The organism is Thermogemmatispora carboxidivorans, assembly GCF_000702505.1.
GTDB classification, from domain to species: Bacteria; Chloroflexota; Ktedonobacteria; order Ktedonobacterales; family Ktedonobacteraceae; genus Thermogemmatispora; species Thermogemmatispora carboxidivorans.
In genome coordinates this window covers 2,918,772-2,932,861 of sequence record NZ_JNIM01000001.1, presented here as the reverse complement: position 1 = coordinate 2,932,861, position 14,090 = coordinate 2,918,772, and the positions used below count along the sequence as shown (strand labels likewise).

14 protein-coding genes are annotated in these 14,090 nt (G+C 61.9%); 4 read left to right on the top strand and 10 right to left on the bottom strand.

The features are described from left to right. Window positions 1-795: 795 nt before the first annotated feature. Entirely contained in the window at window positions 796-1,437 is a 642-nt protein-coding gene (locus tag N688_RS23380) for a VOC family protein (protein ID WP_052889410.1), read from the bottom strand. Beyond that, window positions 1,418-2,215 carry a MerR family transcriptional regulator gene (locus tag N688_RS11480; protein WP_081838757.1) on the bottom strand — a complete coding sequence of 266 codons (798 nt, stop codon included), beginning with the start codon at window positions 2,213-2,215 and terminating at the stop codon, window positions 1,418-1,420. Before N688_RS11480 ends, N688_RS23380 begins: the two co-directional genes overlap by 20 nt. Window positions 2,216-2,648: 433 nt before the next feature. Here N688_RS11480 and N688_RS23160 point away from each other — a divergent pair, with 433 nt between their 5' ends. After that, on the top strand, window positions 2,649-3,041 hold the full coding sequence (locus N688_RS23160) for a hypothetical protein (protein ID WP_162179539.1): 393 nt from the start codon (window positions 2,649-2,651) through the stop codon (window positions 3,039-3,041). Here N688_RS23160 and N688_RS11470 read toward each other — a convergent pair. From N688_RS11470 to N688_RS23370, 5 genes are all read right to left on the bottom strand, one after another. Then, window positions 3,038-4,141, bottom strand: a complete 1,104-nt coding sequence (locus tag N688_RS11470) for a tellurite resistance/C4-dicarboxylate transporter family protein (protein ID WP_052889407.1) — start codon at window positions 4,139-4,141, stop codon at window positions 3,038-3,040. The two genes, N688_RS23160 and N688_RS11470, sit on opposite strands and share 4 nt — an antisense overlap. 180 nt (window positions 4,142-4,321) lie before the next feature. Next, a complete protein-coding gene (locus N688_RS11465) occupies window positions 4,322-4,678 on the bottom strand; it encodes a hypothetical protein (protein WP_052889406.1) in 357 nt (118 codons plus the stop codon). Further along, window positions 4,675-5,229 carry a QcrA and Rieske domain-containing protein gene (locus N688_RS23375; RefSeq protein WP_052889405.1) on the bottom strand — a complete coding sequence of 185 codons (555 nt, stop codon included), beginning with the start codon at window positions 5,227-5,229 and terminating at the stop codon, window positions 4,675-4,677. Before N688_RS23375 ends, N688_RS11465 begins: the two co-directional genes overlap by 4 nt. A gap of 279 nt (window positions 5,230-5,508) precedes the next feature. Further along, window positions 5,509-6,792: a molybdopterin oxidoreductase family protein gene (locus N688_RS22330; protein ID WP_202901902.1), complete on the bottom strand. Its 1,284-nt coding sequence runs from the start codon at window positions 6,790-6,792 to the stop codon at window positions 5,509-5,511. After that, window positions 6,689-7,237 (bottom strand): molybdopterin oxidoreductase family protein, encoded by a 549-nt coding sequence (locus N688_RS23370; RefSeq protein WP_337588100.1) that lies wholly within the window; start codon window positions 7,235-7,237, stop codon window positions 6,689-6,691. The genes N688_RS22330 and N688_RS23370 overlap by 104 nt, the downstream gene beginning before the upstream one ends. An 88-nt stretch (window positions 7,238-7,325) precedes the next feature. Here N688_RS23370 and N688_RS11440 point away from each other — a divergent pair, with 88 nt between their 5' ends. Continuing rightward, window positions 7,326-8,519, top strand: coding sequence for an NAD(P)/FAD-dependent oxidoreductase (locus tag N688_RS11440; RefSeq protein ID WP_052889401.1), 1,194 nt, complete (start codon window positions 7,326-7,328; stop codon window positions 8,517-8,519). Window positions 8,520-8,633: 114 nt separating this feature from the next. Here N688_RS11440 and N688_RS11435 read toward each other — a convergent pair whose 3' ends face one another. Beyond that, the gene (locus N688_RS11435; protein ID WP_052889400.1) at window positions 8,634-9,704 is read right to left on the bottom strand and encodes a universal stress protein; all 1,071 of its coding nucleotides are present in this window, start codon (window positions 9,702-9,704) and stop codon (window positions 8,634-8,636) included. Window positions 9,705-10,150: 446 nt separating this feature from the next. On the opposite strand from N688_RS11435, the gene N688_RS11430 reads away from it, so the two are divergent. Beyond that, window positions 10,151-11,248 (top strand): baeRF3 domain-containing protein, encoded by a 1,098-nt coding sequence (locus tag N688_RS11430; RefSeq protein ID WP_052889399.1) that lies wholly within the window; start codon window positions 10,151-10,153, stop codon window positions 11,246-11,248. Window positions 11,249-11,374: 126 nt separating this feature from the next. Here the strand turns inward: N688_RS11430 and N688_RS11425 are convergent, their stop codons facing one another. Beyond that, on the bottom strand, window positions 11,375-11,839 hold the full coding sequence (locus N688_RS11425; RefSeq protein WP_052889398.1) for a MarR family winged helix-turn-helix transcriptional regulator: 465 nt from the start codon (window positions 11,837-11,839) through the stop codon (window positions 11,375-11,377). A 172-nt stretch (window positions 11,840-12,011) separates the two neighbouring features. On the opposite strand from N688_RS11425, the gene N688_RS11420 reads away from it, so the two are divergent. Continuing rightward, window positions 12,012-12,500: a quercetin 2,3-dioxygenase gene (locus N688_RS11420; RefSeq protein ID WP_052889397.1), complete on the top strand. Its 489-nt coding sequence runs from the start codon at window positions 12,012-12,014 to the stop codon at window positions 12,498-12,500. A gap of 790 nt (window positions 12,501-13,290) precedes the next feature. Here N688_RS11420 and N688_RS11410 read toward each other — a convergent pair. Next, on the bottom strand, window positions 13,291-13,872 hold the full coding sequence (locus N688_RS11410; protein WP_052889395.1) for a hypothetical protein: 582 nt from the start codon (window positions 13,870-13,872) through the stop codon (window positions 13,291-13,293). Window positions 13,873-14,090: the final 218 nt, after the last annotated feature.

Genomic DNA, 14,090 nt, shown 5'->3' with positions numbered 1-14,090 from the left:
ATCATCGAGTCAGCTTGACCGGCGCGGCACGGCTCCAGATGCTCCCCTACGGGGGTACCGTCAGCATTAGAGAAGTTGCCCATCTGGGATTGAAACGCTATTACGAGATACCATCCTTTTACATAGTGCAGGGTCAGAATCAGCCAGGTCGCTCGTCGGGGTTGAAAGAAAGTGGCAGGCAGGCTATCGGCGTCCACGCCGAAGCGCAGCCGGCGGGATCAGCCAGGGTTGAGAGGGCGCGTGAGGAGAGGAATGGGTGGAGTGGACTCCTTCAACCGCAAAGATGAGCCGTTCGCAGAGCGTGGCAGCGTGAGAATTGAGGGTTTCAAGAGCAAAGCCAGGGCGGACAGAGAGGCAACCCAGGGCAGTGCCGGGGCATTGACCCCCGTGGAGGTGAGCACGCTGGCTGGCATGGTCAGTTCATGCTGAAGACGGTGTTTCGGAAACTGGGGCGGGCGCGTCGGCTCCTTGCTCACGCAGGACTTCCGCGAGTTCGCCCTGGCCCTGAGCGGGGTGGCGACGAAACGCTTTCAGTTGAGTCCACAGCAGTATCAAACGCTTCTCCAGACCATGCTCCAGGAAGGCAATCAGCTGCAGACAACCTATCAGTTTGTCGCCGCCTATGGACAAAAAAGTGATCCCACTCGTACCTTGGAGCAGGAGTCTGCTGCGCGAGCATCTCGCCTTTGCAGCGGTGTGAGGCTCACCAGGGATCACCCAGGAGAGCACGCTCACCGCTGCTGTCACTCGCAGTCGTCCTGTGCGGTGCGACTGAGGGAAGCCCATCCAAGTCCATCAAGAGGAACCAGGGACCTCCTCGCCGTGCCTCTCTGGAAGAGAAGATCCATGCCTGGAGGGGGCCGCCGCTCGATGAGAAGGCTGCCCAGTTTCCTGCATCTGCTGGCGGACCTGCTCCATCTGCGCCGCAAAAGCTGGATCGTGCTGCTCGGCAGGGAGCCTGGACGTGAAAACGATCTCGTGTCCGTCGGGGTCGCGGGCGAGCACATCGAACGTATTCCAGGGCGTCGCGTAGGGCCCCTCAATCGTCCCCTCGCCTACTGCCCGGGCCGTCGCCGCCAGCTGAGCCAGATCAGTACCGTAGGCGGCGAACGTCAGCCGGATGCGCGGGCCTGCCGCTGGCAGCGCCAGCGAGGATGGCGCTCGCTGTTGCTCCTGACGGGCCGGAACCAGCAACAGATCTTGATAGCGCCAGCGTCGCAAATGGATGAGCGCCGGCTCGCCTGTTGGCCCCGGGATGGTTGCCAGCACCACGAAGCCCAGTCCGTCAACGTACCAGCGCCGCGAGCGTTCCAGCTGGCTGACTGTGAGCGTGGCGAAGAAGGGCATCACATAGATGCTCAGGTCAATCTCAGGCGTGGGCACCTCCACAGCGGCCTCATCGTGAGGCTGCTCAGCATCAAAAGCCGAAGACGTCATCGGTCATCTCCTCTCTCGCGGACGCTCCTACCCTCGCATTCGCATAGATGGCGGTGCGCAGATACTGTGCGAGCTGGGGGGCAAAGCGCTGAAAGCTCTCAGTAAAGCGTGCATCGCTCACATAGAGATCGGCCAGTCGACAATGTAGATGGACACTACACGGGTAAAACCAGCGCTCGATATACAGGCGATGGGCTTCGGCCAGCCGCCTCGCCTCTGCGCTCGCAGCAGGCACCCCTTGAGTGGAGGCGGCGGCAAGATCACGCATGAGCGCGCTGAATTCGGCCTGCATCGCTTGCCAATCCGCCCGGCTAAAGGATGCAGCGCGCCGTTTGGCCTCGGCCCAGGCGGCTGTCTCTTCCCAGCGCTGTTGCACTTCTTCGGAGAAGGCAACAGGATCATCCTCACCGAAGGCAGCCTGCATCTCGTCCGGCTCCAGCATAATCCCCAGTGAGCGGGCTTTGAGCAGCTTGTCGACGGCCTCCAGCATCCGTTGGAGCGAGGCGATCCGCTGGCAGAGCAAGGCACGTTGTTGCCGCAGATCAGCGAGGGAGTCGGTCGCTGGCGCTGAGAGCAGCGCTTTGATCTGGCGCAGCGAGAAGCCAAGCTGGCGATAGCACAGAATACGTTGCAGGCGCTCCAGGTCCTGGCTGGAGTAGAGGCGGTAGCCAGCTTCTGAGTGAGCGCTGGGATGCAACAAACCGATGCGATCGTAGTGGCGCAGGGTGCGCACGCTGACGCGGGCCAGCTGGGCGAGCTGCCCGATCGTATAGTCCACTGCTGTCACCTCCTTCTTGAAGGTATGCTACTCCATGACGTTGTGTCAGGGTCAAGGTCTGTCTGCCGGCAAGAGCAGCCCTGGTCGCTGTGACCGGCCCGGCCACCGGCCTTCCCCGCCGCATTCCAGCGCTTGCTTCACCTCCTAAGAAAAGGGCTTGCCCATCGTTCAGGAAAGAGGCATATGAACCTGCCTGCCCACAAGGAGCGCTATAAACAGCGCTGCCAGGGATCTCCCTCTGGCGGGAAGACGCTGTTCACAGCGGGCAGGTTTGAAAAGAGGAGCATCTGATGGAGGCACTGTCGACGTGTTTCATCTGCCAGAAGGTCCAGGGCGCGATCGCCATTCCTGGGGGACTCATCTACCGGATGAGCTGGTGCAGGCCACGCACCTGTTCCCGGGTCCTGATGGGTCTGTCTCTCTGGGATAGCTGATGATCGAGCTGCTGCGCCATGCACCAGGGCTGGCGGATCTGACCACTGACGAGGCCCAAGCGGTTGGCCTGCTCATGGGGCGGCTCAGCCAGATGCGCAAGGAGGTCCTCCCTCCAGGCCAAGCACGTCTACGCCTTTCTCCTGGAGGATCACATTCCACACCTGTATCTCCATCTGAGTGCTCGCCATCCCTGGGCACCGTCTCAGTATTGGGGGTACACGTCACTGAGTGGCCCCAGGCACCACAAGGCGGGGCGCCTGACATCGCCGCGCTCAATGTGCGCCTGCGTACCTCCCTCGCTGACGGCCAGGCGTATGCTCAGCGTTGGCTGCCGTTGCGTTGGCCTTTCTCGGGGACGGCAGGTGACCTTTCGTTGCCAGCTTGCCCCTAGTGCTCGGAAACAGCCAGCGGCGGCGTCTCGCTCGCCTGGGCACGCGCCCGTAGTCGGCTCAGTGTCCGACCAACCGAGAAGAACCAGCCTCCCATCACCAGTAGCCAGGCGCTGAACGCAACCCAGGTGAAAGGGGCTGCCACTGCCTCAAAGAAGGCTATACCCGGAAGCTGCCCGAGCAGGTGCAGGGCTGTCGCATACATCCCCAGCGGAAAGACGATGCTCCAAAGTGCCGGCTCGTAGCGCAGCGGCTGGCGCATGATCCCATACTTCCATATCCCGATGAGGACCAGCAGGGGCAACCACCAGGTTCCCCAGGCCCACATCATGAGGGTGAACCCGGTGATGTAGGAATGGACGCTGACGAGCAGCGGCGCCGGATGGGGCGCCTGCAACAAGCGGATGCCGGCTACGGTGGTGATCGCCATTGTCCCCATGTTGATCCAGTAGGGAGGTGTTAGATCGGCGGGCAGGATCTTTCCAAAGAAGAACCGATAGACAATGAAGGTGATGAAAATCAGATAGAGCAAGACCCCCAGCGTCCAGAAGGCATAAGCCACCAGTTGCAGTACCGAGGCCTGTTCCGGCCAGAAGGTGGCCAGCACCGTCCAGTTAATCGCCAGCGATTCGGTCCCCACAATGCTGATGAGCCAGCTCCCATTGACAGCCCGTTGCAGAGGCCGCTCATTGCGGAAGAGGAGCACGGCGAAAGCCCAGTAGATCAGGAAGCACCAGATTCCTGCAGCAAAGGCGATCAGCAGTACGGGCAGCCCGATCCAGTGGCTCAGGGCGGCCCGGGTAGCCAGTACTCCCGGAGCCGCTACCGCCGTAAAATAGCCAAAAAGCTTGCCCGGATCGGTGGCATCCTGGAGCACTTCCCGAGGATAACGCACAAGGCGCAGGAGATAGAGGGCGAGCAGCAAGAGAAAGAGGCCACCACCGAGCCAGCCCAGGATCACCGACACGAGCACAGCCCGATTCAAGAGGAGCGCAATGGAGACAATGCCCGTCGCCATGACACTGGCAAAATAGCCAGGATAGAGCTGCCTGACCCAGTTCCACCAACGTACCTGGTAGTCACTCAGAGGCCGTTTCTTCACAGCACCCTCCTCTGCACATGTGCACTTGCTTTCCTGAATGATGCTCAGCCTGGGCACGCTCCTTGCTCGCTCGCCGCGCCGCACACGGCACCGGGCTGGCCGGCTCTTCTTCGCTCAGCCAAGCCCGAGCGCTCCCTTCCTCACTCTGCCAGGCAGACAGAGCGGCCACCAGGCTTGCCCCTATTCTTCCGCAAGCTGGCGGCGGGGCCAGAGCGTGATCAGCAGGGCCAGCCCAAAGCCCAGCAAGCTGACGAGCGCCAACCAGGGCAGCAGGCTGGTCCTCCCTGAGAGCAGCTCGTAGAGCGCGTCGGTCACCAGCCACAGCTGCACAATGACAATGAGCGCGACGAGTAAGACCTGCCCTTGAACGATGGCTGCACGCCCGGGAATGCCCAGATAGCGCGGACCGGGGAGCGGACCATACCGACCGCGCGGGGGCGGCTGAACTGGCGGGTCATCGGGATTGGCCCGCGCTGGCCCCAGCGAACGACGCAGGGGCCGGGCTGGACCTGTCCCGCTGTTGACTGTCTGACTCATCGCAGCACCATCCTCACGGCGTAGATCATCCCCTGATGCTCCTCTAACTCGATCACCGGCAGCGGGCGAGTGGGCGGTCCAGCCAGCACGTTGCCCGTGGCGGCATCAAAGAGACCCTCGTGACAGGGACAGGAGAGCCGCTGGCTCTCCGGCTGGTAGGTCACCGCGCAAGAGAGATGGGTACAGACATCGCTGTAGGCTACCAGCCCCTTGCCTGGCAAATGGATAAGGATGCCCTGAGCGTACTCGTCCGGGTAGGCGAAGACCTTCCAGCGATTCTCTGCCAGCTCGCCCACGCGCGCGACGGGCACCATCTTCGCAGGACTGCCTTCTGAAAGCTTGCCGATGAGCGCCAGCGTGCCCGTTGCCAGACAGAGCGCCCCCGAGCCGGCGAGCAAGAAGAAGAGCGTATCTCGTCGTGTCACGACTTCGTCTTCGCTCCAGACATACGGGAACTCCCGGCGCCATTCGGCGGCAGGTCCAGGGGGGTGAGGCGCCGACCCGGGCTGATCCTGGCGCCGGACCCGAAAGCGATGCGTTGCTGGTTCCATAGGCAGAATCTCCTTCCGTCTGCGTTACTGGCACGGTTGTCAGGCAGGCCGGTTAATCTGGCTGCACCCTTTCAGACAGGGCCTGCCGGACTGGCTGGTATCGGAGCAGGAGCCGGCTCGCGTGGCGTCCACGGCTGAGCAGGTGCAGCCCGCTCAGGGATGCCTGCCGTCCGAGCGTCTACCCAGCCAGCAGCGTTGCGGCTCGCTGTTGCCGCGGTGGCCTCCTGTCGAAGGCCCAGAGAGGCCTCGTCCAGCAGGGCGAGCAGGTCGAGAGCCTCGTCATCCTCGGTGAGCACCACGTAGTTGCGGGTCCGCACGCGCTGGCGCCCAAAATACCTGCTCGTGCAGCTCGACCCAGGGATAGGGGGCCATTTCGCGCAGGAAGGGAATGCGCCGCGTCTGGTTACCCGAGAGGTAATGGTAGATCACCCGCCCTGTGGTCAGGACAAAGGGATAGGTCTCGTCTGGCTCCTCCGCCGGCGGAATGTAGGGCACAGCGTGAAAGCGGGCGCGCCCATCGGGAAAGCCAAAGCGCTCCTCGTACAGGCGCGGCGTCCCCGGATGCTCCTCACTGGGGCAGGGCCAGAAGACCCCTCCCTGCGCTTCGATCTTCTCATAGGTGATCCCCCAATAGTCAGACCTGGCGCCGCGTGTGCAGAGGCGCAGCTCATCAAAGATATCACGAGACGAGCCATAGGCGAAGTATTGCCCCTTGCCCAGGCGCCGCGCCAGCTCGCAAATCGTTTGCCAGTCCTGGCGTCCTGCAGGCGGGTCAACGGCCTGATTGTACTTCATGACCCGCCCTTCCAGCGAGGTTGTGGTGCCCTCTTCTTCGGCCCACAGGCTGCCCGGTAGCACCACATCGGCCAGCTCAGCAGTCTCCGAGAGGAAGGGATCGATGACGACAAAGAAGTCCAGGCCGCGAAAGGCTCGCTCGGCGGTATGTAGATCGGGTAGGGACACCAGAGGATTCGAGCAGATCAGCAAGCAGGCGCGAATTTCTTTCCGCAGCATCGCCGGGATCATCAAGGTGGCTGGATAGCCAGCGTGGGGCAGCTCCTCCTCACGAATGCCCCAGACCGAGCAGATGTAGGCCCGGTCTTCAGGATCTTCGATCTCCCGGCAACCTGGCAGCTGCGTGGCCTTTTGACCGACTTCCCGCCCTCCTTGACCATTGCCCTGCCCGGTCAGGGTGCTGTAGCCTGCGCCTGGTCGGCCAAAATTGCCGGTGGCCAGGGCTAAATTGATCGCCGCCAGCCCATTATCAACGCCCTTGCTCTGGTGCTCCAATCCGCGTGCCGTGTAGATCAGGGCCGCGCGTGCCTGCCCGTAGAGACGTGCCGCTTCGACGATCGCCTCCGGACGCAGCCCGCAGACGCGCGCGACCCGTTCCGGGGGATACTGCTCCGCCAGCGCACGGGCCTCCTCCCAGCCTACGGTGCGCTCGCGAATGAAGTCCTCATCGATGATGACCTTCCTTGATGAGGACGTGCAACATGCCGTTGAGCAGGGCCGAGTCGGTCCCGGGGCGCAGTGGCAGGAAAAGATCAGCCGTACGGGCAATCGGCGTCTGGCGAGGGTCGGCCACGATGAGCTTACAGCCGCGATCGCGCGCCTGCCAGAGATAGCTCGTGACGATCGGGAAGCACTCACCAACGTTGGCACCGATGACGAAGATGCAGTCGGCGTGCAGCATGTCGCTGATGGGATTGGTGGCCCGATCGATCCCCAGCGCGCGCTCGTTGGCCCCGGTGGCGGAGGACATACACAGACGCCCGTTGTAGTCGATATGACGGGTCCCGAGAGCGACCCGGGCGAATTTCCCCATCAGATAGCATTTCTCGTTCGTCATCGTCGAACCGCTGAAGACTGCCACCGCATCCTTACCATAGGTGCGCTGTACCTCCTGGAAACGCTGGACGATGGTATCAAGCACCTCGTCCCAGCCCACAGGCTCTAACGGGTTCTCCTTGCCTCTTGGCCTGGGTACAGAAGGCCGGGCACGAATTGCTGGGGCTTTCCCGGAGCAGGGATATACCCGTTTCGTTGTCCGCAGAAAACGCTAATGCCAGGCAGGCCGAGAGGAGGGCCTACCTATGCCTCGACAGATTATCATCATCGGTGGAGGAGTCGGAGGGACGGTCACGGCCAATATGCTGGCGCGGCAGTTACGCCCGCATGAAGCCGAGATCACCCTCATTGATAGCACGGGAAGGCATGTCTACATGCCTTTCTGGCTCTATATGCCCTTCAACGACAGCGATCCGCAGAGCCAATTGCTGGTCCGTGATGAGCGGACATTGTTGCACCAGCGCGTTCACCTGCTGATCGGGCAGGTGGAACAGATCGATGTGGCCAATCATCAGGTGCACGTCTCCCAGCGCAGTGGCCTCGAACCAGCCGGTGGAAAGAGGAAGAGCGTCCTTGTCTACGACGATCTGGTGCTGGCCACAGGGGCGCGGCTCGCCTTCGCCGATCTGCCAGGATTGGAAGAGGGGCCGGGGGTATGGCATCATTTCTACGATACCGAGGGAGCGCTGCGGCTTCGTCAGGCCCTGAGCACCTTTCCCGGCGGGCGCATCGTGATTGCAGTAGCCGGTATCCCCTACCGCTGCCCTCCTGCCCCCCTGGAATTCACCTTTCTGCTCGACGACTGGCTTCGCCAGCATTGCCTCCGGGAGCACACCGTCATCGAGTACCTCTATCCGCTCCCGCGCGTCTTTACCATCGAGCGGGTGGCGGAAATGGTGGCTCCTCTGCTGGAAGAGCGTGAGATCGCCACACGGGTCTTCTTTATGCCGGAAGCTATCGACCAGCAGCGCCGGGTGATTCGCTCGCTGGAAGGCGAAGAGGTCCCCTTCGACCTGCTGATCCTGGTCCCACCGCATCGAGGGGCGCAGGTCATCGAGGCATCCGGTTTGGGAGATAGCCAGGGATGGATTCCGACCGATCGCTACACCCTGCAGGTCAAAGGACAGGAGCATGTGTACGCTCTCGGGGATGCCACCGATCTGCCGGTGCCTAAAAGCGGTTCCGCCGCCCACTTTGAAGCCCGCGTCCTGGCCAGGCGTCTGGTGGCAGCGATCCGTGGAGAGGCACTTGAGGGGGATGAGGCTCTCTACGATGGAGAGGTGATGTGTTTCCTGGAGACAGGGAACCGCCGGGCCACGCAGCTGGTGTTTAACTACGAGCACCCGCCCGAGCCTCCGCGCCCAAGCCTCTTCTACCACCTGGAGAAGCAGTTGCTGAACCATGCCTACTGGTACCTGATCCCCCAGGGTCTCATTTAGGCTGAAGCCGGCGCGGCGGACCGACGATCATCAACGAGAGAGGCGTGCCATCTTTCCGGGCACGCCTCTCAGCGTCAAAGCTGGACGCTCCAGCCCCAGCCGGTCGAGGTCAGATCAGAGGAGGCCCGTCCAGCTGGCGGCCCCTGACTCGTCAGCTGCTGGCGGCTTGTGCTCCTCTGTCTGGCCCGCTGACTCCTCTGCTGAGCCTTCGCCCTCATGCAGCATCCCAGGACGAACAATAAACAGGGGGAGCTTACTGCTCGCAAGCAATTGCTCAGTGACGCTACCGAGCAGGAGACGGGCCAGGCCACTGCGTCCGTGGGTGGCCAGCGCGATCAGATCGAAGTGCTGGGCCGGGTCCTGCGCATCCTCAGTCGCGGCATGCTTGAGAATGGCCCCTGGGACATTGCTCCTGGCGATCACCGCAGACGTGATCGTCACAGCGGGGTCGGCCAGTTGCTCCTGGCGCACGCGCTGTATCACTCCCTCCAGGTAGCTCCTGGCTTCCTCCTGGAGCTGCTCGCGCAGGCCCGGGTCCGGGATACGCAGTCCCCCCAGCGTCCCGTAGCCAGGAACATCGACGACACTCAACAGCTGTACCAGGCTCAGCTCGGGTGGAGCAAGCAGGGCCAGGAGCTGCAAGGCCGGTTTGAGGGCGGCCTCTGCGGTCTGCGAGCCGTCCAGTGGCAGCAGCAAGCGCAGCGGGCGCCCTGGCCGTGGGAACGGCAGCAGTGGCCCCTGCTCATGGAAGATCAGCAAGGGGGCCGGGCTGCGTCTGACGGCCTGCTGTGCCATACTGCCAACAAGCCACCGTTTGAGCTGACTGGCGGCGTGGGTACATAGGATGATGAGATCCGTTTGCTCCAGGCGCGCTGCCGAAAACACCGTCGAGGCCGGAGGGCCAAAGGCCACCTCCTGCTCGACTGGCAGGCGCTCAAGGGCCTGCGCGTAGTTCTGGACGGTCTCGTTGAGGTAGCGCGTGGCCCTGGCAATCTCGTGCTCTGCCAGGCTGCTGGAAGGGTCGAAGAGTGTGCTGCTGTCGGCGAGCACCCCCGGGGGAGGCCACTCGATCACGCGCAACACCCTCACTGACCCCTGGGCCGCACGCGCCAGGTGCGCGGCGATCAGCAAGGCTCGCTCAGCGGCGGGGGTGCCATCCAGGGGGACAAGGGTGCGGCGAAACATGGGTCTATTCCTCCTTTCTGCTCTGTGCTGCCAGCGGCGTTCAGTGGTCTGCTGCTCTGCTGCTCGCTCATCCCCACAGCGCCACCCGGGCTCCGCCTCGGAGCATACCAGACGCACTGGCTGGAGACCGCTGGTCATTGCATCGTCTGACTGGTGCTCTACCATCTGCCTGTCTCCTCCTTGTTTCCGAGCATACCTGATCGATCTCACAAAAGCGTTACAGGGGCGTGTGCCTGCCTCACAAACAGCCCTCCTGAACGCAGCAGAAGCAGAATAGGAAGGAGGGAGCTGCCACCCCGGTGCAACGAGCGCGCTGTCGCGCCTGCATCCTGTAACCAGGCTGTGAAGACGACAGGGCCTCCTGAGAGAGGCTCGTGAGCGGTCCGTTCTAGGCTTTTCTCAAGAAGAGAAAGCTAAAGCATAGTCGGTTGTCAGGGAGATGCCCTATGCAGCAGAGCCGATACTATCAGGAAATCAAGACGGTGCTGTCGAGCGAGGATGCTCCGTGCCTCTCGCTCTATCTGCCCACGCCCAGCAAAGGTCAGGGCTATTACCTTGGGCCACGGCTGCTGAAGCGCTTGCTCCACGAGGCGCGTGAGCGCCTGGCGCAAACGCAGCTCAGTGTGGCCGAGCAGCGGAGTCTCCTCGCGCCCATCGAGGCCCTGCCCACTGAGCCCTCGCTGTGGAACACCGTTTCACCCGGGCTGGCGGTCTTCCGTTCAGCTACCCTTTATCGGATCTATCACCTCTCGTATGCCCCTCGCCCCCAGGTAGTGGTTGGAGCGCACTTTTTCATCAAGCCGCTGTTACCACTATTGAGCCACAATGAACATTTCTATCTCCTCGTGCTGAGCCGCAAGCACATGCGGCTGCTGGTCTGTCACCCATTCGGCCAGCAAGAGGTACCTTTGCCCGAGAGCCTCGCCAGTCCCCCAGGCTCCTGGCGGGAGCGTTGGTCACGAGTCCATGCGCTCCAATACCATAGTGGTAGCCCTGTGACTCACCACGGAAGGCGTGGAACCGTGATGTATCACGGCCAGGGAGCGGGCGAACCGGAGGAGCAGGCGGATGAGTTACGGTATATCCGGCAGATCGACCATGCAGTGCATGCCCTCCTGCGCAGCCAGCAAGCTCCACTGGTGCTGGCCGCCGTTTCCTCACTCCAGGCGCTCTACCGCCGTGTCAACACCTATCCGTTTCTTCTCAAAGAGAGCCTGGAGGGGAATTTTGATGAGGTGAGCGCCGCTCTGCTCCGTCAGCGAGCCTGGCCGCTGGTCGTCTCTTCCTTGCGGCAGGCGCAACAGAAGACCCTGGCCCGCTTTCGCGAGCGTGAGGGCACCGGGCAAGCGTCTGCTGACCTGGACGAGATTGCTCGGGCGGCCTGCAGTGGGCGCATCCAGCTCCTCTTCATCGCTGAGGAAGCCACTATCTGGGGACGGTTGGATCCCGTGACACAGACCATCAATGTCCACGCCGAAGCACGGCCCGGCGATGAAGACTTGGTCGATCAACTATCCGAAATAGGGTATACGAAACAGAGATAGTAATTGCCAAGGGAGAAGGGTCATCAACTCGCTCGGCGGCAAGAGCTGGCGCCGGGCCTGGATAGTGACCTCCAACTTCCCGAACCAGCTCTGCTCTGGCCACGGCCAAGGTGTGCGAGGTGTCAGTCAGGGGAGTGTGGCGCCCTCACCTTGGGACTCGATGAACGTGACGAGGTCTTGCAAGGCGCTGCGTAACGCTGCAAACCGCTCGTGGCCCAGGTACTGGGCCCACTCGCTTTCCAGTTCCGCGATGGCAGCACGGGCGACCCGCTCCACCTCACGACCGCGCGGCGTCAAGCGAACGAGCCGTGCTCGTCCGTCTCTTGGATCAGGAATCCGCTCAATATACCCTCGTTCCTCAACGTAGTCGACAATTGCTCCCATCGATTGCTTGGTCATCTGGGCCAGGCTCGCTAATTCGGTCACTCGCATGCCCTCCGGGCGCAGCTGCTGTAACAAGACGAAGTGAGTGGGACGGAGGTCGGTATATCCTGCTTCCGTGAGGCGCTGATAGACTCGCGCCACTGTCTGCTGAAATGGGATGCGGAGCAAAGCGCCAATCATCCGAGGTAAGGGCTGAATGCTCTCCATTGTCTTCCCTCTTGCATTTCTGGTAAGTTTAGCTTATTCTATAATTAGTAAGTTTAGCTTACTAGTTTGCTGGATGGCCCTCTCACGTTCAGGCTGTGGCCTGCTGGCTGATCCGTGGAGGCGAGAGGGTGCAGCCAGATCACCCGCTCGCTTCTGGAAGGAGAACCATCCGATGACCTCAAACAATGTACCCTACATCCTCACCCGCGAGGAAGGCCAGGCTGTCTGGTTTCTCGGCACGCTCATGCTGTTCAAAGCGACCGGGCAGGAGACCGCTCAGAGCTTCAGCCTGATCGAACAGACCTTGCCGCCGGGCTTCGCTCCACCGCTGCATGTGCATCATGCCGAAGATGAGGCTTTCTATATCCTCGAAGGGGAACTCACCTTTGTCTGTGGCGAACAGCGCTGGCATGCTGGTGCTGGTGCCTTCATTTTCCTGCCCAGAGATATCGCTCATGGCTTCCTGGTCGAGGGGAGTCAGCCAGCCAGGCTCTTGCAGTTCACCGTTCCAGCCGGCTTCGAACAGTTTCACGCCGAAATGGGCGAGCCGGCCCAATCGTTGACGCTTCCAGCACCCACCCCGCCTGATCTTGCGAAGATGCAGGCCCTTGCCGCCAAATATCACTTTGAGATCGTCGGCCCCCCTGTAGGACCAGAGTAACGCTGCAGCGGGGGGATGCACTGATCGGATAAAAGCTTCTCCAGCTGCATCAGCCGTGATTGGTCTCCAGGCCAGGAGGAAGCAGGAAATCGGGGGCCATCTTTTCTGGCGTCGCCCGGCATTGCGTGTAGGTCTGGGGGTGTGCGACTGACTGCGTCCGCTGTCGAGGCCGTGACCACGGGGGAATGAAGCTGGCCTTGTTCAGATTGCTGGTGCTGGATTGGAAAGACCTGCCAGCGCTGGCAGGTCTCACTACAGGCGCCCATGCCGGTCCAGATCAGCATCCCACCGCTTCGCCAGGCTGATGAGCGTGTTATCCTACTGGTTGGGAAGGATGACCAGCAGGAGACGAGCATTGGCCAGAACATATTCAGGAGTTCCACCCAGAGCGCGCACGTGCTCGGAGACCTCTTCGTCGGAGAAGTGTTCCATCCCCTCAAGTGGATGGGGGCCTGGAAGATGCGATGCGCAACAGGCAGCAACCCAGAGGGCCGCTGGTGACAACTGATGCCGCGTCGAGAGCGCTCGCACCAGTTCAAACGAAGCTACGGCGTTGAGGTCTGCAAAGCTCCCCGGGCACCTTGTCTTCCTCTGGCATCACACACAGGGGATCGCCGGGGTCTGTTCCAGTCAGTAGCGGGGAAGAGGATTCCCAGTCACCTGGCTTCCCCCCCACGCCGCACTGGTACAGTCATGAAGAGAGGCTGGAGAGAACAGTGGCCAACGCCTGCCTCCACAAGCGTGAGGAACATCCCTTCACGCACCGGCGTATTCCCTGTCCTCGGGCTGCTCAGGTACAGTATTGCTTGACTACCTGGACATAGATCGAAAAGGTATCAGCCCCTAGCAGCAGGCAGCGAGCATGGATAAAGATGGTCGTCGGGACAACTGAGAGTCCCTGGGGAGGATGCATCAAGGCCTGGTTGTTCTCCTCACTCACCTCATCGTAGGCCTGATCCGCCGTTGTATTATCCTGGTAGACCCACAGGCCCATATTGCGAGGCTCACATGGACCGTTACAGTCGGAGGCGTCGCCAAATGTCACTGAGCTGGTCGCCGGGACCGAGACGGAGAAGGCACCGCCAGTCCACGCTGAGATGGTGATGTTGTGTTGGATGGAGATAGGATGAGCACCGGCGGCGATAAAATCTCGCAAGATATCCTCGGCGGTGTAGCTCAGGTCCGACGTCGGGGTAGGCAGAGGAGTCGCCGGAGCCGCTGCAGCCGCAGTGGTGCCCGGCGATGGCGCCCATCTGACAGCCGTGGAAGAGGCTGTGTCGGTCCTCCCCTGACTTCGCCAGTACAGCGTTGCCGCAAGCGCCCCAGCACTGGCGGAGACGAGCACCAGCCAGAGCAGCAGTAGCAGAGTCATGAGACGCTTTCTTGTATGCCCTGAAGCAGGAGGTGGCGGCGGGAGTGGTGGAAGCTCCCATGTTTCATCATACGGATAGGGACCTGCGACAGCTGTCGCGTCGGGGAGATCACTGCTCGTCGGAGACTGGGGCGTTTCTTGTGGCAGCCTCGTCGGATCATCCGCGCACATCGCTCACCTCATTTTTTATAAAGCAGAAAAAATAAATAGCGAGATCA

Coding starts and splice junctions, on each gene's coding strand:
- N688_RS11435 (WP_052889400.1), bottom strand. CDS start 9,704: ATGTTTCGCCGCACCCTTGTCCCCCTGGATGGCACCCCCGCCGCTGAG.
- N688_RS11425 (WP_052889398.1), bottom strand. CDS start 11,839: ATGGAGAGCATTCAGCCCTTACCTCGGATGATTGGCGCTTTGCTCCGC.
- N688_RS11440 (WP_052889401.1), top strand. CDS start 7,326: ATGCCTCGACAGATTATCATCATCGGTGGAGGAGTCGGAGGGACGGTC.
- N688_RS23380 (WP_052889410.1), bottom strand. CDS start 1,437: ATGACGTCTTCGGCTTTTGATGCTGAGCAGCCTCACGATGAGGCCGCT.
- N688_RS11420 (WP_052889397.1), top strand. CDS start 12,012: ATGACCTCAAACAATGTACCCTACATCCTCACCCGCGAGGAAGGCCAG.
- N688_RS11465 (WP_052889406.1), bottom strand. CDS start 4,678: ATGAGTCAGACAGTCAACAGCGGGACAGGTCCAGCCCGGCCCCTGCGT.
- N688_RS11430 (WP_052889399.1), top strand. CDS start 10,151: ATGCAGCAGAGCCGATACTATCAGGAAATCAAGACGGTGCTGTCGAGC.
- N688_RS23160 (WP_162179539.1), top strand. CDS start 2,649: ATGATCGAGCTGCTGCGCCATGCACCAGGGCTGGCGGATCTGACCACT.
- N688_RS11410 (WP_052889395.1), bottom strand. CDS start 13,872: ATGACTCTGCTACTGCTGCTCTGGCTGGTGCTCGTCTCCGCCAGTGCT.
- N688_RS23375 (WP_052889405.1), bottom strand. CDS start 5,229: ATGGAACCAGCAACGCATCGCTTTCGGGTCCGGCGCCAGGATCAGCCC.